General features: G+C 48.4%; 19 protein-coding genes and 5 pseudogenes. 23 read left to right on the forward strand and 1 reads right to left on the reverse strand.

From position 1 onward, the window contains the following. Positions 1–126: 126 nt before the first annotated feature. From QFZ81_RS37265 to QFZ81_RS07740, 23 genes and pseudogenes are all read left to right on the forward strand, one after another. Positions 127–561: pseudogene (locus tag QFZ81_RS37265) on the forward strand (TIM-barrel domain-containing protein); the annotation flags it as partial. 54 nt (positions 562–615) lie between these two features. Beyond that, positions 616–888 carry a hypothetical protein gene (locus QFZ81_RS37270; protein WP_373463766.1) on the forward strand — a complete coding sequence of 91 codons (273 nt, stop codon included), beginning with the start codon at positions 616–618 and terminating at the stop codon, positions 886–888. A 32-nt stretch (positions 889–920) separates the two neighbouring features. Continuing rightward, entirely contained in the window at positions 921–1,112 is a 192-nt protein-coding gene (locus tag QFZ81_RS07640; protein WP_307445948.1) for a hypothetical protein, read from the forward strand. A 46-nt stretch (positions 1,113–1,158) separates the two neighbouring features. Next, complete coding sequence (locus QFZ81_RS07645; protein ID WP_307602149.1) at positions 1,159–1,374, forward strand: hypothetical protein; 216 nt, start codon at positions 1,159–1,161, stop codon at positions 1,372–1,374. A 186-nt stretch (positions 1,375–1,560) separates the two neighbouring features. After that, on the forward strand, positions 1,561–3,291 hold the full coding sequence (locus QFZ81_RS07650) for an extracellular solute-binding protein (RefSeq protein WP_307602151.1): 1,731 nt from the start codon (positions 1,561–1,563) through the stop codon (positions 3,289–3,291). 66 nt (positions 3,292–3,357) lie between these two features. Continuing rightward, positions 3,358–4,260, forward strand: a complete 903-nt coding sequence (locus QFZ81_RS07655) for an ABC transporter permease (RefSeq protein WP_307445942.1) — start codon at positions 3,358–3,360, stop codon at positions 4,258–4,260. A gap of 53 nt (positions 4,261–4,313) precedes the next feature. Further along, the gene (locus QFZ81_RS07660; RefSeq protein ID WP_307449992.1) at positions 4,314–5,201 is read left to right on the forward strand and encodes a carbohydrate ABC transporter permease; all 888 of its coding nucleotides are present in this window, start codon (positions 4,314–4,316) and stop codon (positions 5,199–5,201) included. An 85-nt stretch (positions 5,202–5,286) separates the two neighbouring features. Continuing rightward, positions 5,287–7,059, forward strand: a complete 1,773-nt coding sequence (locus QFZ81_RS07665; protein ID WP_307602153.1) for a sensor histidine kinase — start codon at positions 5,287–5,289, stop codon at positions 7,057–7,059. After that, positions 7,037–8,650 (forward strand): response regulator transcription factor, encoded by a 1,614-nt coding sequence (locus QFZ81_RS07670; protein WP_307445936.1) that lies wholly within the window; start codon positions 7,037–7,039, stop codon positions 8,648–8,650. Before QFZ81_RS07665 ends, QFZ81_RS07670 begins: the two co-directional genes overlap by 23 nt. A gap of 46 nt (positions 8,651–8,696) precedes the next feature. Continuing rightward, positions 8,697–10,220, forward strand: a complete 1,524-nt coding sequence (locus QFZ81_RS07675) for a glycoside hydrolase family 43 protein (protein ID WP_307445934.1) — start codon at positions 8,697–8,699, stop codon at positions 10,218–10,220. A gap of 164 nt (positions 10,221–10,384) precedes the next feature. After that, a pseudogene (locus tag QFZ81_RS07680) lies at positions 10,385–10,717 on the forward strand (sigma factor); the annotation flags it as partial. A gap of 68 nt (positions 10,718–10,785) precedes the next feature. After that, positions 10,786–11,496, forward strand: a pseudogene (locus QFZ81_RS07685) (IS6 family transposase). Between the two features lie 77 nt (positions 11,497–11,573). Further along, entirely contained in the window at positions 11,574–11,792 is a 219-nt protein-coding gene (locus QFZ81_RS07690) for a PAS domain-containing protein (RefSeq protein ID WP_307445930.1), read from the forward strand. A gap of 130 nt (positions 11,793–11,922) precedes the next feature. After that, a complete protein-coding gene (locus QFZ81_RS07695; protein ID WP_307445928.1) occupies positions 11,923–12,768 on the forward strand; it encodes a sensor histidine kinase in 846 nt (281 codons plus the stop codon). Further along, positions 12,741–13,610 (forward strand): response regulator, encoded by an 870-nt coding sequence (locus QFZ81_RS07700; RefSeq protein WP_307445926.1) that lies wholly within the window; start codon positions 12,741–12,743, stop codon positions 13,608–13,610. Before QFZ81_RS07695 ends, QFZ81_RS07700 begins: the two co-directional genes overlap by 28 nt. Continuing rightward, complete coding sequence (locus QFZ81_RS07705; RefSeq protein WP_307602155.1) at positions 13,571–13,873, forward strand: bacterial transcriptional activator domain-containing protein; 303 nt, start codon at positions 13,571–13,573, stop codon at positions 13,871–13,873. The genes QFZ81_RS07700 and QFZ81_RS07705 overlap by 40 nt, the downstream gene beginning before the upstream one ends. A 187-nt stretch (positions 13,874–14,060) precedes the next feature. Further along, positions 14,061–21,788 carry an InlB B-repeat-containing protein gene (locus QFZ81_RS07710; RefSeq protein WP_307445922.1) on the forward strand — a complete coding sequence of 2,576 codons (7,728 nt, stop codon included), beginning with the start codon at positions 14,061–14,063 and terminating at the stop codon, positions 21,786–21,788. Between the two features lie 818 nt (positions 21,789–22,606). Beyond that, a pseudogene (locus QFZ81_RS07715) lies at positions 22,607–22,972 on the forward strand (sigma-70 family RNA polymerase sigma factor); the annotation flags it as partial. 76 nt (positions 22,973–23,048) lie between these two features. Further along, positions 23,049–23,333, forward strand: coding sequence for an ATP-binding cassette domain-containing protein (locus QFZ81_RS07720; RefSeq protein ID WP_307602157.1), 285 nt, complete (start codon positions 23,049–23,051; stop codon positions 23,331–23,333). After that, positions 23,318–23,530, forward strand: a complete 213-nt coding sequence (locus tag QFZ81_RS07725; protein WP_307445917.1) for an ATP-binding cassette domain-containing protein — start codon at positions 23,318–23,320, stop codon at positions 23,528–23,530. The genes QFZ81_RS07720 and QFZ81_RS07725 overlap by 16 nt, the downstream gene beginning before the upstream one ends. After that, positions 23,530–23,883 carry a sulfatase/phosphatase domain-containing protein gene (locus QFZ81_RS07730; RefSeq protein ID WP_373462782.1) on the forward strand — a complete coding sequence of 118 codons (354 nt, stop codon included), beginning with the start codon at positions 23,530–23,532 and terminating at the stop codon, positions 23,881–23,883. Before QFZ81_RS07725 ends, QFZ81_RS07730 begins: the two co-directional genes overlap by 1 nt. A gap of 44 nt (positions 23,884–23,927) precedes the next feature. Beyond that, a complete protein-coding gene (locus tag QFZ81_RS07735; protein WP_307445913.1) occupies positions 23,928–24,134 on the forward strand; it encodes a hypothetical protein in 207 nt (68 codons plus the stop codon). A 153-nt stretch (positions 24,135–24,287) separates the two neighbouring features. Then, a pseudogene (locus QFZ81_RS07740) lies at positions 24,288–24,812 on the forward strand (nitroreductase family protein); the annotation flags it as partial. Between the two features lie 129 nt (positions 24,813–24,941). On the opposite strand, the gene QFZ81_RS07745 reads toward QFZ81_RS07740, so the two are convergent. Then, positions 24,942–26,030 (reverse strand): aliphatic sulfonate ABC transporter substrate-binding protein, encoded by a 1,089-nt coding sequence (locus tag QFZ81_RS07745; RefSeq protein ID WP_307445909.1) that lies wholly within the window; start codon positions 26,028–26,030, stop codon positions 24,942–24,944. Positions 26,031–26,053 lie beyond the last annotated feature (23 nt).

Raw genomic sequence — 26,053 nt, forward strand, 5'->3', positions numbered from 1 at the left:
GACAGCATAATGGAATTAGTAAACGTTTTCAATTTCTGGCGGGGCTGAAATGTACAGATCGAGATTTACAAATGGAACTCGTAAAGTCTCGCGTACAAAGCGCGGACGACACAGTCGGCTGAGTCCTTTTTCGACGGCATGCAGGCGGAAGGACAGGACAAAATCGTAAACACGGTTCGCTGCGCTTGGGCAGGCAGCCAACGATATGGCGCATTAGTGTGGTCGGGAGATATTCATTCTTCATTTGAAGATTTCAGAAAACAAATCGTTGCAGGCCTTCATATGGGCATGGCGGGGATCCCTTGGTGGACGACGGATATCGGAGGCTTTTCAGGAGGTAACCCGGACAATCCCAAATTCCGTGAACTGCTGATCCGATGGTTCCAATGGGGGACTTTCTGTCCTGTTATGAGATTGCATGGCGATCGCAGTGGAGGCAAGGAAGTATTCAGAAAAGACGGCAGCAAAGCATTAAATACCGGCGGAAACAACGAAATATGGAGTTTTGGGGATGAGGCTTACGCTATATTGGTTAAATATATTGAATTGCGGGAGACCTTAAGGGATTATACCCGTGAGTTGATGAAAGAAGCTCATGAAAAAGGTGCGCCGGTTATGAGGCCGCTCTTCTATGAATTCCAGAAGGACGATAAGGTTTGGGATATTAAAGATGAATACCTGTATGGTCCGGATCTGCTGGTTGCCCCAATCCTTTATGAAGGCACCGTATCGAGAGAGGTGTATCTGCCTGAAGGTGCAAGATGGACGGATGCACGTACAGGAAGGTTCTTCGAAGGCGGACAAACCATCTATGTTGAAGCTCAACTAAGCACGATTCCGGTATTTTTACGGGACGGAAAACAAGAGTATCTCATCGGAAAAATATAATATTCTTTTAGAACGGAAAGGATGACCCTGTTATGGAAGATAACTACAATCTGTTATCGAAGAAGGGAGCTTGGGGAGATCAGGGGGACGGCACCTATGTCAATCCTGTCTTGCCAGGAGATTATAGCGATCCGGATGTCATTCGAGTCGGAGATAACTGCGAGAGTGAACAGGGTTATATTGATGTAGACCAATTTTGTTATGAGGTTGCAGGAGCAAAGTAAGTGCACATGACGTTCGAACATACTTTATATTGGGAGTGGAGAAGGAATGAAATCGCCATTATTTAGGGATCCATTCTATGACGGTGCGGCAGATCCTGTAGTCATTTGGAATCGTCAGACCAAGGAATGGTGGATGATTTATACGAACCAAGGGGAAATTCGAATTATGATGCAGTGCTTAGTGATATACCACCGTATCATCCGAGGTATCCTTGCAAATGAGAGGTCTGTCTCAGTTTGGGGACAGACCTTAATCCATTAAAAAGGAGGAAATATTAAAGAATCTGCGTTGGTCTGCCACATGATGTTTGCGCTTACAAGATGACAACAACAGGTAAGTAAAGTAAAGAGTTGCACATTGCTCGCTTCTTTTATGGATTTTATAATGAGTACATAACACAGCAACATCGCTGTGAGGCATTTTAAAACCAGGAACTGGGGGATGTTCATGAAACAAAAAAAGCATAAAGTGAAAGCGTTATCCATTTCGTTCTTAGTCATTTCTACTTTCTTAGCTGCATGCAGTAACCAAGACGGACCGGCGGCCGGACAGAAAGAGGCTGCAAAAGAAGCGGTAAGCACTGCTGGTGCAAGTGATGTGAAAGTTACAAATGCAGACCCTCTTGGCAAGTATGATCCGCCAATCGATGTATCTTTCGTACGAAATCTCAGTGATGTTGTAGAAAATAATGTGCTTGGCGTGCTTAAAGGCGAGACATTCGAAGATAACCGCTGGAGTCGCTTATATAAGGATCAGTTGGGCATCAACATTAAAAACAGTTGGGTCGTAAAGGGTAACGATACCTCGGAACAATATCTACAGAAGTTAAATGTAACGTTAGCTTCCGGTGATCTGCCTGACGTAATTCCAGTTAACGCAACGCAATTGAAGCAATTAGCTGACTCCGATCAAATTGAAGATATGACGGCCTTATATGAGAAGTATGCTTCTCCGTTAACCAAACAAATTTTATCGCAGGAGGGGAGCGGTCCATTCGATGCAGTTACAATTGACGGCAAACTGATGGCAATCCCGCAGGTCGATTCTTCGCTCGAACGCGCTATGTTTATTTGGATTCGTACGGATTGGCTTCAAAAATTAGGCTTACAGCCTCCGAAGACGATGGCAGATGTGCAGGCGATATCGAAAGCATTTGCGGAAAACGATCCGGATGGCAATGGGAAAAAAGATACTTTTGGACTGGGGTTAACCAAGACCTTATGGGGCGGAGCCATGGGATTGGAAGGGTTCATGGCCGGCTACAAGGCTTATCCGAATATGTGGTTGGCGGATGCTTCCGGTAATCTGGTTTTTGGCGGCATTCAGCCGGAAGTCAAGAAAGCGCTTCAATCTCTTCAGAACATGTTCAAAAACGGTGAATTGGACCAGGAGTTCGGTACAAAAGATGGAGGCAAAGTATCCGAGCAAATCGCCTCCGGAAAGATCGGAATGGAATACGGCGAACAGTGGAATTCCATTTGGCCATTACAATTAAATAAGAACAATGAGCCTAATTCACAATGGCGCGCATTTCCGATTGTTTCGGAATCCGGAGATACTCCGAAAGTTCCTCTGAAATTCAGTACGACCAAATTTTTTGCGGTAAAAAAGGGATTCAAGCATCCTGAAGCGGTCATCAAATTGTTTAATCTTCATCTGGAGAAAAACTTTGGCGCAACGGCGGAATTTGACAAGTATTACGCACCTCCGGAAGCGGAAAGTGTGTGGCAGCTGTCTCCGGTCACTCCAGCTCCGGTTAAAAAGAACGTAGAAGCATACAGAGCGATCGATGCAGCTCGTAAAGCCGGAGACTTCTCGACTTTGAAAGGGGAAGCCAAAACCATTCAAAGTAAACTAGATGACTACAAGTCAGCAACGAAGGAAGGATTTGCATTATGGGGATGGGAGCGGATTTACGGTCCGGAAGGCTCCGAGGGGATCGTTGATCAGTACGATAAAAACAATCAGTTCCTTATGGATAAATTTGTCGGAGCACCTACGCCTACCATGGTTGAGCGTAAGTCTACTTTGGAAAAGTTAATGAATGAGACGTACACCAAAATCATTATGGGTGGATCTGTCGATGAATTTGATAAATTTGTGAAAGATTGGGCGAAGTTGGGCGGAGATCAGATTACGAAAGAAGTAAATGACTGGTATGTAAAAACGAAGAAGTAGCAATGGGCAGAGGAGGTGTGGTCTTCCTTCCTCTGCTTATTTTGCTTCAAATGATGGAGGATGGATATGGGAACCAGGAAAATATGGAGAGAGCTTCCGTTGCATCTGATGATATTACCGGGACTGGTACTGATTATTCTATTCTCCTATGTCCCCATGGCAGGAATCATTATCGCATTTCAGAAGTTCATTCCTGCAAAAGGTCTTTTCGGTGATCAGCGGTGGATCGGTTTGGATAATTTCAAATATGTCATGAACCTGCCTAGCTTTAATCAGGTCTTGTGGAATACCCTTTTTATTTCGAGTCTAAAGCTTATTCTAGGCTTAATCGTACCAATTATTTTTGCCATTCTTCTCAACGAATTGAAGAATGAAGTCATCAAAAGAAGTGTACAAACGACCATTTATTTACCATATTTTCTCTCGTGGGTCGTTCTTGGCGGCATACTCATCGATATTTTATCGCCCTCCAGCGGTATTGTTAACGAATTGCTTGATTCGCTCGGACTTAAGAGAATATTTTTCCTTGGGGACAATCATTGGTTTCCATTTACTCTGGTGTCATCCGATATCTGGAAAAACTTTGGCTATGGAACCATCATTTATTTAGCGGCTATAACCGGCATAGATCCCGGTTTGTACGAATCTGCTACGATTGATGGTGCTAACCGTTGGCATAAGATTTGGCATATCACCCTTCCCGGAATGCGCATGGTCATCGTTCTGTTGTCTGTTTTAAGCCTTGGGCAGCTGTTAAATGCTGGATTCGATCAAGTGTTTAACTTGTATAGTCCGCAAGTGTATCAAAGCGGCGATATTCTGGATACTTTTGTGTATCGGATCGGATTATTAGATGCCCAATACGGTGTCGCAACTGCGGTTGGATTATTTAAATCATTGGTTTCGCTTATCCTGATATCGGGCTCTTATTTTGTTGCTTATCGATTTGCGAAATATCGAATTTTCTAAGAGGAGGGAAAACAATGGTACAGCCATCATCAAGATCTGCGTCTGACGCATATATGCGGGTATCTACGAGTCGAAGGCGGCTCGAATGGTTTTCCGTTCTGAATACTACCTTCCTCATACTGGTATCCATAATATGTGTACTGCCGTTAGTCCATATCGTCGCCGTTTCGTTTAGTTCAAGTACTGCTGCAGCAGCAGGTTATGTGAAATTGTGGCCGGTTGATTTTACATTGGCCTCCTATACATATACAGCTAGCCGGGAAGCGTTCTGGCAATCCATGCTGGTGTCTTTGGAGCGTATTGCGATCGGTACACCACTAAATTTGATTTTAACCATCCTGGTTGCATTTCCTTTATCCAAAGAAACGAAGGCGTTTAGCCTGCGTATGGTTTACGCTTGGGTTTTCTTTTTAACGATGCTTTTCCACGGGGGCTTAATTCCTTGGTACTCTACGCTTAAAGAGTACAATCTTCTTGATACGATTTGGGCGCTTGTCCTTCCGGGAGCAGTTCCCGTTTTCAGTGTTGTATTATTGCTGAACTTTTTTCGCGAGGTGCCCAAAGAGCTCGAGGAGGCGGCTGTCATGGACGGCGCTAGCTACTGGACAACACTTTGGAAAATATATGTTCCGATATCCAAGCCCGCACTTGCAACCCTTGCTCTATTCTCCATGGTGGAGCATTGGAACAGTTGGTTTGATGGACTTCTTCTTATGGGAGACCCTAGCCATTACCCGCTGCAAAGTTATATTCAGACAATTGTCATTCAACAAAATTTAACTAACCTGTCTCGCGACGAGGCGATGAATTTGGCACTCATCTCCGATCGAACGCTGAAAGCGTCGCAGATATTCCTTGGCTCCCTTCCCATCATTTTGGCGTACCCATTCCTGCAAAAGTATTTTGTTAAAGGGATTGTACTTGGAAGTGTTAAAGGGTGAAGGGTGGCTTGCTTCCTAACGAAAATGCTTACGAAACTTATAGGGTTCAGGCTATAATGGAAGAAAAAAGTTGGGGGCTTGTGCCTTGATCAACCGTCAACCGTTCTCTATACGAAATACGATTTTCCTTCGGCTGCTCAGTACTTTTTTGCTTATCATGCTGCCAATCATTTTATTTGGTGTCTACCTCTATCACTGGATCGTGCAGACGGCAAGCGAAGACATCTCCAAAACGGCGGTTTCCCAGCTAACCTTCTATATAACCGATCTTGAGAAAGAAGTTGAACGGATGAAGCTGCTGCAGTATGGCGTAATTGAGGATGAGGATCTCAACGAACTGACGTTGACTTGGGATACGATGGATGTTTTTAAACGTACTGAGAAAATTAACTCACTTCGAAAACGGCTCTACGCGATTCAAAACAGCAGTCCATATATTAAAAATGTAAGTGCTCATATTTATCTGCTATCCAAAACGATCTCTTCCGCATATGGTCCAAGTGAATTTAATACCGAGCGGTATAATGGCTTTCGCTCGGAATTAAGCAGCAGGAATAACCAGATTGTTGAGTGGAAGGGTGGATTATTTTTAAGTGCGGCAAAGCAAAGTGTGACCAATGGGAATCAACCGTTGTTTATCATTGAAATCGAACTTGATCAAGAGAGATTGCAGGAGGCGCTAAGCCAGTTCAACACATATCCCGGTAGCGGAACTCTGCTGACAACGAACAAATCCGGTGTCATTCTCACGAGTGGGTCATTAAAGCACTTAGAGCAGGATGTAACTGCAACCATTGAGCAAATAAGAGAAACCCCCCTTCAAAGTACGGAAACCTTCACTATTTCGGGGAACCGCTATTATACCGCAATTGCAAGCTCTGGTTATTTAAGCATGTCTATCTACCGGTTTATTCCAGAACAGATGATTAAAAAGCCGCTGGACAAATTTTATATATGGGCATGGTTATTTATTCTCGTTGCTTTTGTCATCATTGCGATTTATGCTTTCTCCACTTATAAATTTATTCACAAACCGTTGTTAACGCTTGTAAAAAGCTTTCGGCGTATGGAGAATGGTGATCTTGACGTTAACATTCAGCATGAGTCTAAGGATGAGCTCGGATACTTGTATGGCAGATTTAACCAGATGGTCACAAATCTTCGTTCTTTGATCGATCAAGTCTACAGGCAGAAAATTATGACGCAACGGGCAGAGTTGAAGCAACTCCAATCGCAAATTAATCCACATTTTCTATACAATAGCTTCTTTATTCTGAGAACGATGGCAAAGATTGGAGACGTCGAACGTATCGGACAGTTCGCAACGCAGCTAGGCGAGTATTTCCAATTCGTTACGCGGAATGCTTCTGACGAAGTATTGTTGAGACAAGAAATTCACCATGCCAGGATGTACACAGAGATTCAGGAACTACGCTTCTCGCGACGTATCCGGGTGCAATTCGACTCTCTCCCACCGGAAATAGAGCAGGTGTCAGTGCCACGTTTAATTGTACAGCCCATCATTGAAAATGCGTTTGAACACAGCTTGGAACAAATGAAACGCAGCGGATGTGTTGTCATACGCTTCGAGACGGCAGAGTCCGAAATCCGCATTGTGGTGGAAGATAACGGTGAAAGTTTGACGGATGAAGCTTTGCAGCGTATATCGGATACCTTGGATAACGATGATGAGCAAACGGAGACGACAGGTTTGGTGAATATTCACCGCAGGGTAAAACTCACATTCGGTGAAGCATATGGTCTGCGAATAAGTCGAAGTGAGCTCGGCGGATTGCAAGCAACCATTAGTATTCCCTTAAAAGGGGGTGAGATCTATGATCAGAATGCTGATCGTTGATGATGAGGAAATCATTACAGATGGGCTTTTTGACGTATTTAGCCAACTGAATTTGAATCTTGATTTGTATAAAGCCTATTCCGGTGAAGAAGCGCTGGATTGGATGAACACTACGAGAGTGGACATTGTGTTGTCCGATATCCGTATGCCCGGGATGGACGGCCTGGAGCTAATGAGAAACATACGTAGTAGTTGGACGCATTGCAAAATCATTTTTTTGACCGGATATAATGACTTTGATTATGTCTACCAGGCGATTCAAACTCCCGGGGTTAGCTATCTCCTGAAAAGTGAAGAGTACGATAAGATTATTAAGGCGGTTACAGATGCAATACATGAATTGGAGAATAGTTTAAAGTTCCATGATCTCATCAAGCAATCGAGTGAGAAACTTAGCACACTCGAAACGCTTGCTCAAGGCAACTATTTCCGCTATTTGCTTCAGGGGACGCGAGCAGCGGAGGCTTTGGAAATTGACTTCCGTAAATTGGGTATTGCTCTTGATCCAGCTTTGCCCATCCTCGTAGCGGTTGGTGACCTGCAGCGTACGAACATGCACTATTCCTTTGCTGAAAGTCAGGAAGCAGCACTTGCAGTCAAATTCTTGGCAGAGAAATTTCTGGCTGAACGCACAGATAGTCTTGGAATCATTGATCATTACGGCAGCCTCGTCTGGCTCGTTCAACCGAAGTATGCCGATGGAACGGTTGAGGCGTATGCTCGTACGGTAAACTTTCTAGAAGGACAGTTCGAGCTTATGCAGCGTGCTTGTCATGAATCTCTGGGAATCACTTTTGCCATTACACTCTGCGCCGATACATGTGAATGGAAGCAGCTTTCAGAGATGTACGATCGAATTAGAAGTGAGCAGTATTGGCGAGCGGGAGACGGCTCCCAGATGATACAAACGGTCAACTTGGAAACGATTGAAACATCGGCCAACTCTAGGACGCTGAGGGAAAAGGCGGAGTCATTGGCGATTTATCTTGAAAGTGGAAATAGAGAAGGATTTCTCCATCTGTTCAAGGAACTCACGGAAACGGCTTTCGATGAACGCGGGAATGGGGGACCGTTTGCCTTGGAGTTGTATTATACGATTGCTCTCTTCTTCTTGTCCTACGTTAATCGTTGGGAGCTGCACGATAAAGTGGGAACAATCGGGCTCATGCAAAGAGATAGGCACTCATCTTGGCAAGATAGTTTCGAATTTTTGAAACAGATCGCAGAATCCTTGTTCGATCTTCGTTTGAGTGTAGAACGTAACAGAGCAGCTGAGGTGATAGAGAAGGTACGCTCGTATATTGAGGAGCATCTTGGTGAGGACTTGTCTCTCGTACGTTTAGCTAGCGTGATTCACTTCAATCCGTCCTATTTATCGCGGCTTTTTAAACAGGAAAGTGGAGTCAATTTATCCGAGTATATTGATGAAATTAGAATAGAGAAAGCCAAAATTTTGCTCAAGAGGGACGAGCTGAAGATTGCGGAGGTAGGCGCGCAGGTAGGGTATGAAACCCCGCACTCTTTTACTCGGTTTTTCAAGAAATCTACCGGTGTGACTCCTGTGGAATATCGTGAGACTGCAAGGAAATAAGAGCAATCACGCCAACTGATATGGCGCATAAGGAGAGAATGCGGCGATGGGGAATGTGACGATAACGAATCCGATCATCTGGGCGGATGTTCCGGACCCTTGTGTTATTAGAGTGGGAACCGCTTACTATATGGTTAGCACAAGCATGCATGCGATGCCCGGATGCCCGATTATGAGGTCTGAGAATTTGATGGATTGGAGAATCGTGAACTACGTTTACGATACCATAGAGAATAACGATGCGCACAATTTGCTGGACGGAAGAGGCATTTACGGCAAAGGATCATGGGCCGCAAGTTTGCGTTATCATAAGGACATGTTTTATGTGTGCTTCTCAAGTAATGATATGAACCAGTTTTACATTTACAGGACGGCAGATATTGAGAACGGGGGATGGGACCGCTCTGTAATTGCAGGAATCCATCATGATCCGAGTCTGCTGTTTGACGAAGGCCGCGTTTACATCATTCACGGAAACGGGAATGTCCATATTACTGAGTTGACATCTGATGTGATGGCGGTAAAATCTGACGGCATCAATCAACGGCTCTTCGAGACGGAGCGAGACGGTATCGGGCTGCGGTGCGAGGGATGCCATGCGTATAAGCTGAACGGTTATTATTACTTGTTCTTCATAGAGTGGCCCAATACCGGAAACCGGCGGCGCAGACAGCTTTGTTATCGTTCACGGGAGCTTTTGGGGCCTTATGAACATAAAGTAATTCTAGATGACGACATGGGCTACCTCAATAATGGTATCGCTCAAGGAGGCATTGTCGACACGCCGGCTAATGAGTGGTATGCCGTATTATTTCAAGATCATGATGCTGTGGGTAGAATTCCCTTTGTACTGCCAGTTTCTTGGGTGGACGATTGGCCGGTCATCGGGAAGGATGGAAAGGCGCCAATGAAATTTGAAGCGCAGTTGCCAAGCTCGGGCTCTAATTCTTTGGTGATCAGCGATGAGTTCGAGTATGAAGAAAATAAATTGGCATTAAGTTGGCAGTGGAATCATAATCCGGATAATGGGCTATGGTCGGTGACCGCGCGGCGAGGCTGGTTGCGTTTAGTGACGGGGAATATAACCCGTAGTGTCTTATTAGCCCGCAATACATTGACGCAACGGACGGAAGGACCTGGGTGTATCGGAATTACAGTGATGGATGTAACTCAAATGAGGTCGGGAGATCACGCGGGTATGGTTGCGCTCCAAAACAACTTTGGAACAGTCGGCATTCAAGTTGAAGCGAACGGCAACCGCTATGTTGTGATGTGTATCAATCAAGGCGACGGCGTTGAAAAATCGGTCGAGTGGCTTCAATATGAAGACAACCTGATTTATTTGAAAATTCACTTCGATTTTGAAAATAGCATGGATACTGCAAGCTTTTACTATTCAGCAAACGGTGAAGAATGGAATCAAATCGGCAGCTCGCTTAAAATGAAATATACGCTGGACCATTTTATGGGATACCGGATTGGGTTGTTTAATTATGCTTCCAGACATATTGGTGGGCATGCTGACTTTGATTTTTTTCGGTTTACCAAGGTGGATAATAACGCACGGTAAGAAGACCAAGTACTATACAGAAGCTAAGCTAGGTATTGGTATACCAGCTATTCAAGCCCCTATCCTGCTTCTGCAGGATCGGGGCTTTTGTGCTGTCTACTGGCCGTAATTAATGAACTGTCGTTTTTATTTGATGGAAGTCCCTCTATCGATAGAAATCTACGTTGCTTCGTGTCCACAATGTCAAAAAATTCGACAATACAGGGGAAGATCTCGAGGATTTGATCTCAATCGGGACCATCGGCCTGATCAAAGCGATTGAGTCATTCTCGCCGAACAAAGGAACGAAGCTGGCGACATTTGCGGCTCGATGTATCGAGAACGAGATCCTTATGGATCTGCGTTCGTTGAAGAAAACGCGCAAGGATGTGTCCTTGCATGATCCCATCGGCACGGACAAAGAGGGGAATGAAATTACGTTGATCGACATCCTCGGGACGGAAGCGGACGATGTCGTGGATAAAGTGCAGTTGAAGATAGAGAAGAGCAAAATCTATGGTTGTGGTGCAAAGCTCTAATACATGATAACATGATTGAAATGATTTCATGGGATGGGGCAATTACGTTGGAAACTGAATTAGATTTGTTTAAGTGGAAGCAGTATGAATCTGAAGTTATCTTGCTAACAGTAAGATGGTATTTGTAATATAGCCTAAGTTATCGTGATCTAGTGGAGATGATGGAAGAACGAGGTCTTGGGATGGCTCATACAACCATCATGAGATGGGTCCATGAGTTTGGGCCGGAAATTGACAAACGAATTCGGCCCTATTTAAAGCCAACAAACGATTCCTTCCGGACTGATGAAACCTATATTAAAGTCAAAGGAAAGTGGAAGTATCTTTATAGAGCAGTAGATTCAAAAGGAAACACGATTGACTTCATGTTGTCTGAAAATCGAGATGCTCCCGCAGGTAAGCGATTTTTCAAGAAAGCATTGACTTCAACACACAATCAATTGCCACGCGTGATCACCGTCGATAAAAACCCAGCGTACCCAATCACAGTTCAGCAATTAAAGGACGAGAAGGCTATGAAACAAGAAACATTACTACGACAAAAGAAATATCTTAACAATATTATTGAACAAGATCATCGATTTATAAAGAAAATCATAAAACCAATGCTGGGATTCAAGTCTTTTGAAACTGCAGAATATACAATCGCGGGAATCGAAGTCATGCATATGCTAAGGAAAGGGCAGGTCGAATGCATTCATTCGTCTGTCCTTTCTTCAGTTGAATTAATCAACAAATTGGTTGGTTTGACAGCATAATCAAACAACGAAATCGCGGATATCTTTGATCGATTTTAATTGTTGCACCAAAACCCGCTGTGTCGGGTGTCATCTACGTGTGGGGGATTTTGCGGTTTAATCTGCTTCGGTTCACACCGCTTGCGCTGACTCAAGTGTTCGACACGATTCGGGATGGAGTTATTCTGCTTGATTATGAGGATCAAATCGTCAGTTACAACAGTGCGGCCGAAGAGGTGCTTCCGGAACTCGGTTTAACAAAGCATTACCCCCGCTTATGTCGGGGAGGTTCTGCCCTCCAGTCCGGAACTGATTGAACGCATTCGCGCTGCAAGCACCGGAGACGAACGCTTCCCGTTCCATAGATTCCATGCAAACCGCAACAAGCACTATAACTGCAGCTTATCGTTCATCTACGATTCGGGCACTCCGATCGGAAAAATGTTGATGTTCAATGATATTACAGAATTGAAGGACAACGAGGCACGATTGCGCGAGAGCGCAAGACAGCTATCGGAGTTGAACTCGTTCAAGGACAAGATGTTCACCCTCGTTGCGCACGACATTCGCGATCCGATCGCTCTCCTCGTCAGCCTAACCGAACTTCTGGGTGAGGAGCTTGCTTCCACCGAAGATGAGCATGCCGAATTGTTCCGAGAGCTCCAGGGACAAGTGCAAGGCACGTACCATCTCGTCGAGAATTTGCTCGACTGGTATCGCAGCCAGAAAGGGAAAGTCGTGTTTCGACCATTAGGCTGGAATTTGCAGCAGGTCGTCCGTCAGTCTTTGTCGCTTGCGGGAGCGAAGGCAGTCATGAAGCAAATTCGGATGACCGAGCGAATTGACGAGAAGCTTACGGTTAGCGCGGATAAAGAGATGCTGGATCTCATTCTGCGAAATTTGCTCTCAAATGCGATCAAGTTTACTGGAATCGGCGGGGTGATTGAGATCGGAGCCGTTCTGGAAGGCGATCGGATCGTCGTGTCCGTAAGCGACAATGGAGCGGGAATCGACGAGAAGACGGCGGAAGTGCTGCGTCTGGACGAGCCGTTCTTCAAGGTGTCAGCCACCGGAGACGATCCGGGGAATGCGAGATTCGGACTGGTACTTGCCAGTGAGTTTGTTAGCATTCATGGCGGCAGCCTTTGGTTTGACAGCGTACCCGGAGTTGGGACGACCTTCTCCTTCACTCTGCCCAGATCGACTGGCGGGAGAAACTCATTAGACGATGGAATGGAGGCTGAGACGCATGAAAGTGAATTTTGGTGGACGATGAGCCGGCGATGCATTTGATTTTGCACAAAATGCTGGATAAGCTACCCGGGGTCCACGTTGCGGGCGCTTTTACGGATGCGTTGTCCGCAGCCTCCTTCTTAAGTGAGAACGCCGATATCGGCCTGGCTTTCGTAGACATTTCGATGAAAGGCGAGAACGGGATGGAGTTCGCCGCAAAGTTGGGTGCTTCTGACTCTCTCATGCATGTTGTTTTCGTCACTTCCCACAAGGATTTCGCCCTGGAAGCTTATGAACTGTCCGTGATGGATTATTTGGTTAAGCCGGTTTCCCAGGAAAGGCTGAAGCGGACGGTACATCGTGGGTTCACGAACTGGAGGGCTCTCCATTCGCCATCACTACAGGCTCCAGCTTCCCAGAACCAAGGGAGGATCGTCATAACAGCGCTCGGAGACATTGTTGTGAGCAATGAAGCGGGACGAGTGAAGTGGATCTCGCGAAAATGCACAGAGCTGTTCGCCTATTTACTGTTTTACCGTGGCAGCCGTATTTCTCGTTCGAGGCTAATTAAAGACTTTTTTGGAGGCATGGATCAAGTCAATGCGGAGAATTATCTGAATACGACTGTGTATCAACTTCGTAAGTCTTTGGAACCGTTTGGCATGCGCGAGGCTTTACGCTCGGAGAACGACGGCTACGCGCTCGAATTGAAGGATCCCGTTATCGATTACGTGGAATTTGAAAAGCAGGCGGAGAAGCTGCAATCCATTGACGCCTTGAATGTGGAGAGGGCGCTGCAATCGAACGGATGTATACAGGCGATCTGTTCGGGGACAAAGCCTATGTGTGGGCCACTTACGAGATGGAGCGCTATGCAAGGTTGTATGCGTCGTTTTCAGTAAAGCTTGCCGCAGCGCTTATTTCCTTGCGGGATATGAACGCTGCGTCCAAGCTGCTGCTCAAGCTGAACGAGCGCAATCCGCTGGACGAATCTGTTGTACGTCATCTTATGACGATACGCGAGCAGACCGGGGACAAAAAAGGATTGACCGCTCTGTATACCGATTATGTTCGGCTACTCAGCCGGGAGCTCGGCATTCGTCCGTCCGAGGAAATGATTCATCTATACGAGTTGTTGGTAAGCCGATTTTCCGACAAAAAATAAATAATGACGTCAATTAAAAAAACGCGAAGGCTTGATGCTACGCGTTTTTTTTCTATTTATGGCCGAATCTTTCATTATTCTTTTAGTTGGCTTTAGTAGACTTATAAAGGATATAATAGGGGGCGTCGGTGGTGTTGGATACCAGAATATTAATATTGATTTATTATAGATGGGGAGTGAGAGGAAAATGAATCGAAAAGTAAAGCAGACTAATCGTAACTTATTAAGTTTCATGCTGGGGATGCTGATTTTTTTGTCAGGCGTAGCCTACTATATGGGCGCGCCAATGGTTGCCCAAGCGGCGGCTGAAGAATGGTTCGATGTAGGCTCCGCCGGTTTTTCGGCAGGTAATGCAGATTATACAAGTATAGCCATCGACAGCAGCGGCACCCCTTATGTTGTGTATAGGGATTATGCTTACGGCAATAAAGCAACCGTCATGAAATATAACGGAAGCTCGTGGGTGAATGTAGGCTCCGCCGGTTTTTCGGCAGGTGAAGCAATGTATACAAGTATAGCCATCGACAGTAGCGGCACCCCTTATGTTGTATATAGCGATGCTGGGAACAACTACAATAAAGCGACTGTGATGAAATACAATGGGAGCAGTTGGGTGACCGTAGGCAGTGCGGGCTTCTCGGCAAGTGCGGCTTATTATACATCGATAGCGATAGACAGCAGCGGCACCCCTTATGTTGTATATCAGGATGGGATCTCCTCTAAAGCGACTGTGATGAAATACAATGGGAGCAGTTGGGTGACCGTAGGCAGTGCGGGCTTCTCGGCAGATATAGCTCAGTTTACATCGATAGCGGTAGACAGCAGCGGCACCCCTTATGTTGCATATAGTGGTCCTGTGATGTACGTCTTTCAACAGACCGTGATGAAATATAATGGGAGCAGTTGGGTGACCGTAGGCAATGCGGGCTACACGGCAGGTAACGGTGTTCATACATCGATAGCGATAGACAGTAGCGGCACCCCTTATGTTGCATATAAAAATGGGCAATCCTTTAAAGCGACCGTGATGAAATACGATGGGAGCAGTTGGGTGACCGTAGGCAGTGGGGGTATTTCTACAAGCTTAGTTACTGATACATCGATAGCGATAGACAGCAGCGGCACCCCTTATGTTGTATATAATGATAATGAGAACTCCAATAAAGCGACCGTGAAGAAATACAATGGGAGCAATTGGGTGACCGTAGGCAGTGAGGGCTTCTCGGCAGGCAAGGTTACTTATACATCGATAGCGATAGACAGCAGAGGCACGCCCTATGTTGTGTATAGGGATGGGGGTAACAGCAATAAAGCAACCGTCATGAAACTTACAATGATATACACTGTGAAGTATGACGGCAACGTCGCTACGTCCGGAAGCGCGCCGACGAACAGCACCACTTATCAGTCGGGAGATACGGCCCCGGTTCTGGGCAACACGGGAGGCCTAGTGAAGACGGGCTACACGTTCGCGGGTTGGAATACGAAGGCGGACGGAACCGGAACGGATTACGTGGCAGGTGCCCCGATCAGTATAGGTTCAGTCGACGTGACACTGTACGCGAAGTGGACGGCGGTGACAGTGACAGGAGTGACGCTGGATAGGAGCACGCTGACGCTGATGGTGGGAGGCGGTACGGCTACGTTGACGGCGACCGTATCGCCGAGCAACGCAGCGAACCAAAATGTGACATGGACGAGCAGCGATACGTCGGTAGCGACGGTGGACAGCAGCGGCGTGGTGACGCCGGTAGGCGCCGGAATAACTTTCATCACGGTGACGACGAAGGACGGAAGTTACACGGCGACAAGTGCGGTTGCAGTGAGCTCGGCTAATCTTTTATTTTGCGCTTTTGAGCAGGATACCTGCAGTTTTACGAGTTCTAGCACAGTGCATGTGCGTTACGGCTCGAATGAGAACTATACATATGGGGATTTTAGTAGTGCTTTCACTTGTGATAATAAAAGGTTCGGCGATCCTGCGCCTGGTTCTCGCAAAGCATGCTTTATCCTTGTACAGACAGTAAGCTTCAACAGTAACGGCGGTACGCCTGTGAGCAGCCAGACGGTGAACTATAACAGCACGGCGACCCAGCCTGCCGACCCGACGAAGACCGGGTACACGTTCGGCGGATGGTACAGCGACAGCGGTCTGACCACGTCCTTCGATTTCAATACTCCGATTACGGTGGATACGGCGCTGTACGCGAAGTGGACGGCGGTGCCGGTGACAGGAGTGACGCTGGATAAGAGCACGCTGACGCTGATGGTGGGGGGCGGCACGGCTACGCTGACGGCAACCGTATCGCCGAGCAACGCAGCGAACCAAAATGTGATATGGTCGAGCAGCGATACGTCGGTAGTGACGGTGGACAGCAGTGGCGTTGTGACGCCGGTGGGCGCCGGAATAACTTTCATCACAGTAACGACGAAGGACGGAAGTTACGGGGCGGCAAGTGCGGTTGCAGTGAGCTCGGCTAATCTTGCATTTTGCGCTTTTGAGCAGGATGCCTGCAGTGTTGCGAGTTCCAGCACAGTGCATGTGCGTTACGGCTCGAATGTGAACTATACATATGGGGATTTTAGCAGTGCTTTCACTTGTGGTAATGGTACGTTCAGCGATCCTGCGCCTGGTTCTGTCAAAGCATGCTTTATTGTTGTTGCACAGAAAGTAAGCTTCAACAGTAATGGCGGTACGCCTGTGAGCAGCCAGACGGTGAACTATAACAGCAAGGCGACCCGGCCTGCCGACCCGACGAAGACCGGGTACACGTTCGGCGGATGGTACAGCGACAGCGGTTTGAACACAGCATTCGATTTCAATACTCCGATTACGGCGGATACGACGCTGTACGCGAAGTGGACAATGACAAATGCGGTAACGCCAAACATTACCACGCAGCCTGCGAACCAAACGGTGAACGAAGGCGACAGCGCGTCTCTGAGCGTAGCAGCTATGGTGAGTGATGGGGGGACGCTGAGCTACCAGTGGTACAGCAACACGACCAGCAGCAATAGCGGTGGAACAGCAATCAGCGGCGCAACGAGTGCATCGTATGCAGCGCCAACGACAACGACAACGACGGGAACGACGTACTACTATGTCGTGGTGACGAACACGAACAGCGACGCAACGGGCAGCCAAACGGCAACGGCAACGAGCAGCGTAGCCACGGTTACGGTGAACGCGGTAACCAACGCGGCCACGCCGAGCATCGGCACGCAGCCTGCGAACCGAACAGTGAACGTCAGCTCCAGCGCGAATCTGAGCGTAGCGGCGACGGTGAGCGACGGCGGAACGCTGAGCTACCAGTGGTACAAGAACACGAGCAACAGTAATAGCGGAGGCACACCGATTATCTTCATAGGAACGAGCGCATCACTTGTAGCGTATCAGTCAACGGTGGGAACGACGTACTACTACGTCGTGGTGACGAACACGAACAGCGGAGCTACAGGCAGCAAGACAGCAACAGCAACGAGCAGCGTAGCCACGGTTACGGCGATCCCGCTGACGAATGCGGCAACGCCGAGCATCTACTCGCAGCCGACGGGAGCAACGGTGAACGAAGGCGCCAGCAGCCCGATCTTGAGCGTAGCGGCGACGGTGAGCGACAGCGGATTTCTGAGCTACCAGTGGTACAGGAACACGAGCAGCAGCAATAGCGGCGGCACATTGATCAGCGGCGCAAGGAGCTCATCGTATGCAGCGCCGACGTCAACGGCGGGAACGACGTACTACTACGTCGTGGTGACGAACACGAACTTCGGCGCGACGGGCATCCAAAGGGCGACGGCGACGAGCAGCGCGGCGATGGTAACGGTGAACGCGCTGACGAACGCGGCCACGCCGAGCATCGGCACACAGACGACGGGAGCAACGGTGAGCGAAGGCGTGAGCAGCCCGGCCTTGAGCGTAGTAGCGACGGTGAGTGACGGGGGGACGCTGAGCTACCAGTGGTACAGCAACACGATCAGCAGCAATAGCGGCGGCGCAGCGATCAGCGGTGCAAAGAGCGCATCGTATGCAGCGCCGACGGCAACGGCGGGAACGACATACTACTATGTCGTAGTGACGAACACGAACAGCAGCGCGACGGGCAGCCAAACGGCCACGGCAACGAGCAGCGTAGTGGCGGTAACGGTGAACGCACTGACGAACGCGGCCACGCCGAGCATCGGCACACAACCGACGGGCGCAACGGTGAACGAAGGTGACAGCAGTCCGAGCTTGAGCGTAGCAGCGACGGTGAGCGACAGCGGAACGCTGAGCTACCAGTGGTACAGCAACACGACCAGCAGCAATAGCGGCGGCACAGCAATCAGCGGCGCAACGAGTGCGTCGTATGCAGCGCCGACGACAACGGCGGGAATGACATACTACTACGTCGTGGTGACGAACACGAACAGCAGCGCAACGGGCAGCCAAACAGCGACGGCAACGAGCAATGCGGTGGCAGTTGTTGTGAACGCGCTGACGAACGCGGTCACGCCGAGCATTGGCACGCAGCCGACGGGCGCAACGGTGAGCGTAGGCGATAGCGCGCCTCTGAGCGTAGCAGCGACGGTGAGCGATAGCGGAACGCTGAGCTACCAGTGGTACAGCAACACGACCAGCAGCAATAGCGGCGGCGCAGCAATCAGCGGGGCAACGAGCGCATCGTATGGAGCGCCGACGACAACGACGGGAACGACATACTACTACGTCGTGGTGACGAACACGAACAGCAGCGCGACGGGCAGCCAAACGGCGACGGCGACGAGTAGCGCGGTGTCGGTAACGGTGAACGCGCTGACCAACGCGGCCACGCCGAGCATCGGCACGCAGCCGACGGGAGCAACGGTGAACGAAGGGGCGAGCAGCCCGACCTTGAGCGTAGCAGCGACGGTGAGCGATAGCGGAATGATGAGCTATCAGTGGTACAGCAACACGACCAGCAGCAATAGCGGCGGCGCAGCAATCAGCGGGGCAACGAGCACATCGTATGCAGCGCCGACGGCAACGGCGGGAACGACATACTACTACGTCGTTGTGACCAACACGAACAGCAACGCGACGGGCAGCCAAACGGCGACGGCGACAAGCAGTGCGGCGTCGGTAATGGTGAACGCGCTGACCGACGTGGCAACGCCGAGCATCGGCACGCAGCCGACGGGAGCAACGGTGAACGAAGGCGCCAGCGCGCTTCTGAGCGTAGCGGCGACGGTGAGCGACAGCGGAACGCTGAGCTACCAGTGGTACAGCAACACGACCAGCAGCAATGGCGGCGGCACATCGATCAGCGGCGCAACGAGCACATCGTATGCAGCGCCAACAACAACGACGGGAACGACGTACTACTACGTCGTAGTGACGAACACGAACAGCAGCGCGACGGGCAGCCAAACGGCCACGGCAACGAGCAGCGTAGCCACGGTAACGGTGAACGCGCTGACCAACGCGGCCACGCCGAGCATCGGCACCCAGCCGACGGATCAAAAGGTAAACATGGGAGGCAGCGCCACCCTGACTGTTGCAGCTAGCGGTGGAGCCTCGCTTAGCTATCAGTGGTACAGCAGCACCACGAACAGCACCAGCGGAGGCACGCTCATCAGCGGGGCGACGAGCGCATCATATGCAGTACCGACCACAACTGCCGGGACGACGTACTACTACTGCGTGGTGACCAACACCGACACTAGTGCGACAGGTAGCAAAACAGCAACAGCAACAAGCAACGTAGCCAAGTTGACCGTCAATGCGGCAGTGTCTTCAGCACCATCCTCAGCACCTTTGGCGCCTACGGGGCTTACAGCAATAGCTGGGAATGGGCAAATTGCGTTAACTTGGAACGGCGTATCAGAAACAGTCGCCTATAGTGTATATGAGGGAACAGCTTCCGGCTCCTATGGCTTATCCCCCATAGCGACAGTGAGCGGCGCGACCTACAGCTACACGGTAACGGGGCTGACGAACGGCGCGACCTATTATTTCGCAGTAAAGGCGAGCAACGCGGGAGGAAATAGCAACTTCTCCAACGAAGTCAGCGCAACACCGAAATCCGCAACACCGAGCGCATCCAGTAATGCGAATCTGAGCAGTATGGCAGTATCAGGAAAAACGTTGAGTCCGTCGTTTGATCCGGGTACATTTTCCTACAAAGCGAGCGTGGCGAACGGTGTAACGTTGGTGACAGTGACGCCAACAATATCGGATAGCAATGCGACGATGACGGTGAACGGAACGGCAGTGACGAGCGGGCAAGCGTCGGGGGCGATCAGCCTGAGCGTGGGTAACAATCCGATCACCGTGGCAGTAACGGCTCAAGACGGAAAGACCACGCAGACGTACACCGTGAACGTGACTAGAGCCGAAGCGATAACGGCCAGTTCTACTGCACCGATTCAGGTGACGACTGAACCTGTATCCATTACCGTCCCTGCGAGCGTAACGAATGCCGAGATTGCGGTCGCAACGACAACGGCAGGATCGAACAAAGAAGCGACGCTCCCGTTAGTGGAAGTGCAAGCGGCTACCACTCTGGGCAATGTGAGTGTAACGATTCCAGACGGAACGAAAATTACGGCTCCCGCCAATTGGGACGGCACAATCAAGCTGCCGCAAGTGCAAAGCAACAGCAGCGTAACGGTCAATAGCGGCACCGTGAGCACCGTCATTGAAATCGGATCGACGGATGTATCGTTAACGTTCGATAAGGCGGTGCGTTTGCTCTTCCCGAACCAAAAGGGCAAACAGGTCGGTTTTGTACGAAATGGCGTATTTACCGAGATCACGGGCACGGTATCCGCAGACACCCAAGCAGCGGCAGACAGCGAAATTGCCGCAGGCGGAGACAAGAAAATTACGGTGGGTAATGACCTAGTGGTTTGGACGAAACACTTTACCCAATTTGTCATCTATACGACGGTTACGACCACAGGCACAACCGCAACAAGTGGTGGCGGCGACGGTGCCGCAACTAACTCCGCAACGATTGCGGCTGCCAGCGGGGGAACGATAACGCTGAACGGAGTCACAATCGAAGTTCCGGCCGGAGCGATGGCTAGCAACATTCAAGTTACGGTAGATAAAGTGAACGACATCTCGATCCTGCCCGTAGACAGCGCTTTGCAATTGGTCAGCGAGGTGTACGAGATCAAGAAAGATAAGGATGGCGACTTTAGCAAGCCGGTCGTTATTACACTACCTTTCGACAAGACGAAGGCGGACTTTGCGAAGTCGACGGCAGGCGTATATTGGCTGAATGAACAAACCCATAAATGGGTGACATTGGAAATCCTGAAAGTCGACGAAGCGAACGGGACGGCATCCGGATCGGTGAGCCATTTTACGAAATTTGCCGTTCTGGTATCGGATAAAGCGAAGACCGCGCAGCCGCAAACGAACGAAGCGGACTTTGCCGATATCAAAGGACATTGGTCCGAAGCGAACGTGCTGGAACTGGTAAAGCTCAGCGCGATTAAAGGCTATCCAGACAACACGTTTAAGCCGAATGCGAACATCACAAGAGCGGAATTCGTGACCGTCATCGTCAAAGCGTTCCATCTTGGGGCGCAAGATGGCAAAACCTTTGCCGATACGGAAACCCACTGGGCCAAGAGCGCGATTGCGACTGCCGCAGCGACAGGCATTATTGCCGGGTATAGCGATAACAGTTTCGGGCCGGACGATCTCATTACCCGCGAGCAAATGGCGGCGATCGTCGTTCGCGCCGCCAAGCTGGCTGCGACGGACAAGAGCGTCAACTTCCCGGATAGCGCCGAAATATCCGACTGGGCACGCACGGCTCTTGCAACGGCGACAGCCAAAGGCTTGATCAACGGTTATGAAGACGGCACAGTGAAACCGAAAGTGAACACGACCCGCGCAGAAGCGGTCACGGTCATTCTCAGAGCTTTACAAGCGAAACCGTAGTGGTTCTGATGCGGGGCTGCTATCGCTGAGCGCCAAATTGATCGGCAGCAAAAAATTCAGATGAACGAATGGAAAAGGGACTATCCGCAGGCATGAATGATTGCCGGAGGATAGTCCCTTTTTTTGCTATAAATCAACAGTGCTTATATTTAATTTTTCAATCTCCTCTTTCGTCAGCCCGGTTACCTCCATGATAGTGAAAATGTATAAGTTTTGGTTTGAGCATTGACTGGCAGTTTTCGCTAATCAAGCCGTTCTTCAACTGCAATCAGCTTCCTTCGGATTAAGCCTCTCGTCTGACACCTGCTCATGGTTAACGGAGCACCCGTTCGGGACGTCAAAAGGTTGTGTACACCAAGCAACGCTTCCATAAATTTGAATAAAATCTCATCAAAGTAAGAATAAACAAATGCTAAATAAAAAATAATCCCCATTCTCTTTGAGGATAGGGTTATTAATCCTTAAATACTTCTTTGATAGGATGCAGGGAGGTGTTCTTTTCCCAATAAATGATGTACTCTTACCGTTGCTTGTTCCGCTTGCAACGTTAGTAGAGTTCAGCGGCTGTTCGTATATAAAGTTGCGGAGAAAAATAGGTTTCCAGTGTTACTGTGTCGGGGGAGAAAGATTTCTTTTACATCTATTTTAATTTGGTTTGAGTTATTCAAAAACTAAAGGTTAGGTAAGAAGTATTTTCTTCAATTTCTTTAAAATTAATGTTAAGCATCTAAAAATTTAATCAATTCAAAGGTTCTATGAAAAGTAATGCTCCAAATGTATCTAAGAAGTGTCAAATGAACACTTATGACATTTAAATAGAGATCTTAATGCATCTGCGCTCGCTGAAGAAAACGCGCAAAGATGTTTCCTTGCATGATCCCATCGGAACGGACAAAGAGGGGAATGAAATCACGTTGATCGATATTCTCGGCACGGAGGCCGATGATGTCGTGGATAAGGTTCAGCTCAAGATAGAGAAGAGTAAAATATATCGGAACTTGGAAATCTTGGACGATCGCGAGAAGGAAGTCGTCGTTGGCCGGTTTGGGCTGGAGCTTGGCGGTGAAGAGCGGACGCAGCGAGAGATTGCGAAGGAGCTGGGCATTAGCCGCTCCTATGTGTCGCGGATTGAGAAGAGGGCGCTGATGAAACTGTATCATGAGTTTTATAAGGCGAAACGATAAGGGTTACGAATCGGATACTTCATTTATTTGGACGATGTGCAAGTAATGGAGGTGAAGGTTATGACATTAATTCATATTGGAAAATGCCAGTAAGTATTATACGATGGGCGAGGAAACGATTAAAGCGTTAGACGATGTCTCGTTAGATATTGATTATGGAGAGTTCGTGGCAATCATGGGACCGTCAGGTTCCGGCAAATCAACACTGATGAACATCATCGGGTGTTTGGATGTTGTAGATAAAGGTATCTATGATCTGGATGGTCATGCAATAAATGTCTTAAGGATTCTGGGCTTGCTGAGATTCGTAATCAGAAGATTGGCTTCGTTTTTCAGAGTTTTAACTTGCTGCCGAGATTAAGTGCTTATGAGAATGTGGAGCTGCCTTTGATTTATCGGGGAATGAGCAAGAAAGAGCGGGAGCCGCTTGTATTTCATGCATTGGAAGCGGTGGATTTACTGGACCGCAGGAAGCACTTTCCTTCGGAGCTGTCTGGTGGACAGCGGCAGCGAGTAGCGATCACGGTATCGCTTTCCCGAGAGCCAAAGGTACTTTGATGGATGCTGGTTTGGAAACAGCGCTAGTCATGTATTATCCTGGGCGTATGGATGGAGGTAAGGTTGTAAATCAACTGTTATGCAACGTAGACTTAATGCCGACTCTCCTCGAATTTATTGGAGCAGATGTCCCGCAAGGGATTGATAGAAACAGCTTTTTGAACCTATTGAAACCTGCGGAAAGTAATCTGCCAACCCGCGATCATTCCTTTTCTGAGCTTACCTGGCATGACCAATATCACCCTATGCGGAGTGTATGGACAGGGAAATTTAAATATATCCGTAACTTTGAGGATGGCCCGTCGGTTTACTTGCCGCTTGATATTCATCGAATCTTTCGGGAGTTGTCGTAAGAGATGAGTATTACGCTCCTAACGTTCCGGAGGAGTTGTACGATTTGGAGAAGGATCCGATTGAAAAATGTAACGTTGCCAACCTTCCAGAGTATGCGGAAGTTCTTATAGAGCTAAGGTCTAAGGTTGATGCTTGGATGAGCCGTACGAAAGACCCTTTGTTGAAAGGAAGCGTTTCGGGAATTGCCGCTCCGGATTGGCAGGAACAGTTTGATAACAGTACTGCATATTCGTATAAAAGAAAGCCATAACAGATGAAGGATTGAGTATATTCTACTTGGGCTAAATAGACCGGAATCCTTAAATCAGGGTTTCGGTTTATTTATGTCAGGGTATGACAATCGGAATTGACAAACCAGTTCTAAGAACAGAAAGGGGAAAAAGGGCATGCTAATAATCAACCCTATATCGATGAATGTCCGGTATTCCTCGTATGGTGCGCTGACATTAGACGTCTGCAGATTGCCGCCAGTTTATATGATGTAGAGGAACTAACGCTGCCCGATTCGACGGAGATCTTCCTGATTTCAACGATCGATGCCGCTTTGGCAGCGCAAAACGGAGCGGTTACAGTAGAATCGCTAGGCCTTGGTATCGTCTATATCGGCGGAATACGGGATAAACCAAAGGAGATATCCGAGTTGCTGTTACTGCCCAAGTGTGTCTATCCCGTATATGGAATGTGCGTCGGATACCCGGCTCAGCATCTGACACAAAGACCTCGTCTGCCGGTTGAAACGATTGTTCATCATGAAAGGTACTCAACGGAATCGTATGCGGCTGGAATTGAATCCTACAACCAAGCCATTCGGGAATTTTTACTAACGCGGACAGGGGGAAATCGGGATTCCGATTGGTCCAAAGAAATGGCCGCACGGCTTCGTTCCAGAAAAAGAGATCATTTGCGGTCATTTCTGCATGATCAATGATTTGATTTGAAATAATCGGAATGAATATTAAGTGGATTGATGGATATAACCAAAAGAACCGTCGGGAGATCTTCCCTGACGGTTCTTTCTTACATTGAAACTCTCTGCTTCTAAATGCGGAGCCGATTCTCATTTCTGCGTGCCCAGCTCTTTGAGCGCTTGCTCAACAAACTTACTTTCCAATACATGCGAAGTATCAAGTTTTTTGTTTATCGCCCCTACTGAATAAAGGAAGTCGGCCTGCTCTTGATGGGCTTTGGCGTATTCGGCAGTGATCGGTGATAGCAAAGGTGTTGAGTTTTTCAAAACAGTGACGATGATCTCTTTGTCAAGCTTTTGCGTTTTGACAAATTCGTCTGCAACTTCGTCTTGATGATCTAAGTAATATTTGCGGGCTTGCTCGTAAGTTTTCAGGAAGAGCACTGTGAGATCGGGGTGTTCCTGGGTAAACTTGGTTCTTGCAATCAAGAAGCCGGGAGCATTGATATTCAAATCTTGACCGGATACCAATATTTTAGCGCCGGTTTGAAAGACGGCAGTGGTCGCATATGGATCCCAAATCGACCAAGCATCAATCGCGCCGCTATCCAAAGCAGGTCTGGCTTCATCGGGTTGAAGCTGAATCACTTTAATGTCGTCGCCTTTCAAACCGACCTTATCGATAGCCATATATAAGAAATTATAAGCGCTGCTGCCTTTGGCTACTGCGATTTTCTTGCCCTTCAAATCCTTTAGTTCTTTGATCGGACTATTTTTCGGAATGATGATCATATTGCCTTTTTTACCGTCTCCCGTGACGCCAATGGCTTTGAAATCTAAGCCGCCGACTTGGCCGGAAATGACCGGCGTTCCTCCGACGCTTCCGAAATCGAGTCTTCCTGAAGCCAATCCTTCAAAATGGGGAGGGCCACTGGCAAATTCGTTCCATTTTACTTCGGCTCCAACAGCTGCAAAGGCTTTTTCGAAAAATCTGTTTTCCCGGGCGTAGACGAGGATGCCGGTTTTGCCCTGTACACCGATATTGACGGTTACTTTTTCTTTGGGCTTAGCATCCGCTGCAGTTTGACTGCTGGGTGTGGAAGATGCTGCAAGTGAAGGAGCAGGCGTATTCGAACCGGCGGATGTGTTCGCTGTTTTTCCGCATGCTGTTAGTACCAGCCCCAAATAGAGAATGGTTAAGACGGATAAGCTTTTGAAAAACCATGTTTGCTTTTTCATGATGAAGAACCCCCTTTTGAAAT

Source organism: Paenibacillus sp. V4I9 (genome assembly GCF_030817295.1).
Classification (GTDB): domain Bacteria; phylum Bacillota; class Bacilli; order Paenibacillales; family NBRC-103111; genus Paenibacillus_E.

Bases quoted from the DNA above. Each gene is read 5' to 3' on its own strand.
- QFZ81_RS37270 (WP_373463766.1), top strand. From the start codon at position 616: ATGAGGCCGCTCTTCTATGAATTCCAGAAGGACGATAAGGTTTGGGAT.
- QFZ81_RS07640 (WP_307445948.1), top strand. From the start codon at position 921: ATGGAAGATAACTACAATCTGTTATCGAAGAAGGGAGCTTGGGGAGAT.
- QFZ81_RS07645 (WP_307602149.1), top strand. From the start codon at position 1,159: ATGAAATCGCCATTATTTAGGGATCCATTCTATGACGGTGCGGCAGAT.
- QFZ81_RS07650 (WP_307602151.1), top strand. From the start codon at position 1,561: ATGAAACAAAAAAAGCATAAAGTGAAAGCGTTATCCATTTCGTTCTTA.
- QFZ81_RS07655 (WP_307445942.1), top strand. From the start codon at position 3,358: ATGGGAACCAGGAAAATATGGAGAGAGCTTCCGTTGCATCTGATGATA.
- QFZ81_RS07660 (WP_307449992.1), top strand. From the start codon at position 4,314: ATGCGGGTATCTACGAGTCGAAGGCGGCTCGAATGGTTTTCCGTTCTG.
- QFZ81_RS07670 (WP_307445936.1), top strand. From the start codon at position 7,037: ATGATCAGAATGCTGATCGTTGATGATGAGGAAATCATTACAGATGGG.
- QFZ81_RS07675 (WP_307445934.1), top strand. From the start codon at position 8,697: ATGGGGAATGTGACGATAACGAATCCGATCATCTGGGCGGATGTTCCG.
- QFZ81_RS07695 (WP_307445928.1), top strand. From the start codon at position 11,923: ATGTTCAATGATATTACAGAATTGAAGGACAACGAGGCACGATTGCGC.
- QFZ81_RS07705 (WP_307602155.1), top strand. From the start codon at position 13,571: ATGGAGCGCTATGCAAGGTTGTATGCGTCGTTTTCAGTAAAGCTTGCC.
- QFZ81_RS07710 (WP_307445922.1), top strand. From the start codon at position 14,061: ATGAATCGAAAAGTAAAGCAGACTAATCGTAACTTATTAAGTTTCATG.
- QFZ81_RS07730 (WP_373462782.1), top strand. From the start codon at position 23,530: ATGGATGCTGGTTTGGAAACAGCGCTAGTCATGTATTATCCTGGGCGT.
- QFZ81_RS07745 (WP_307445909.1), bottom strand. From the start codon at position 26,030: ATGAAAAAGCAAACATGGTTTTTCAAAAGCTTATCCGTCTTAACCATT.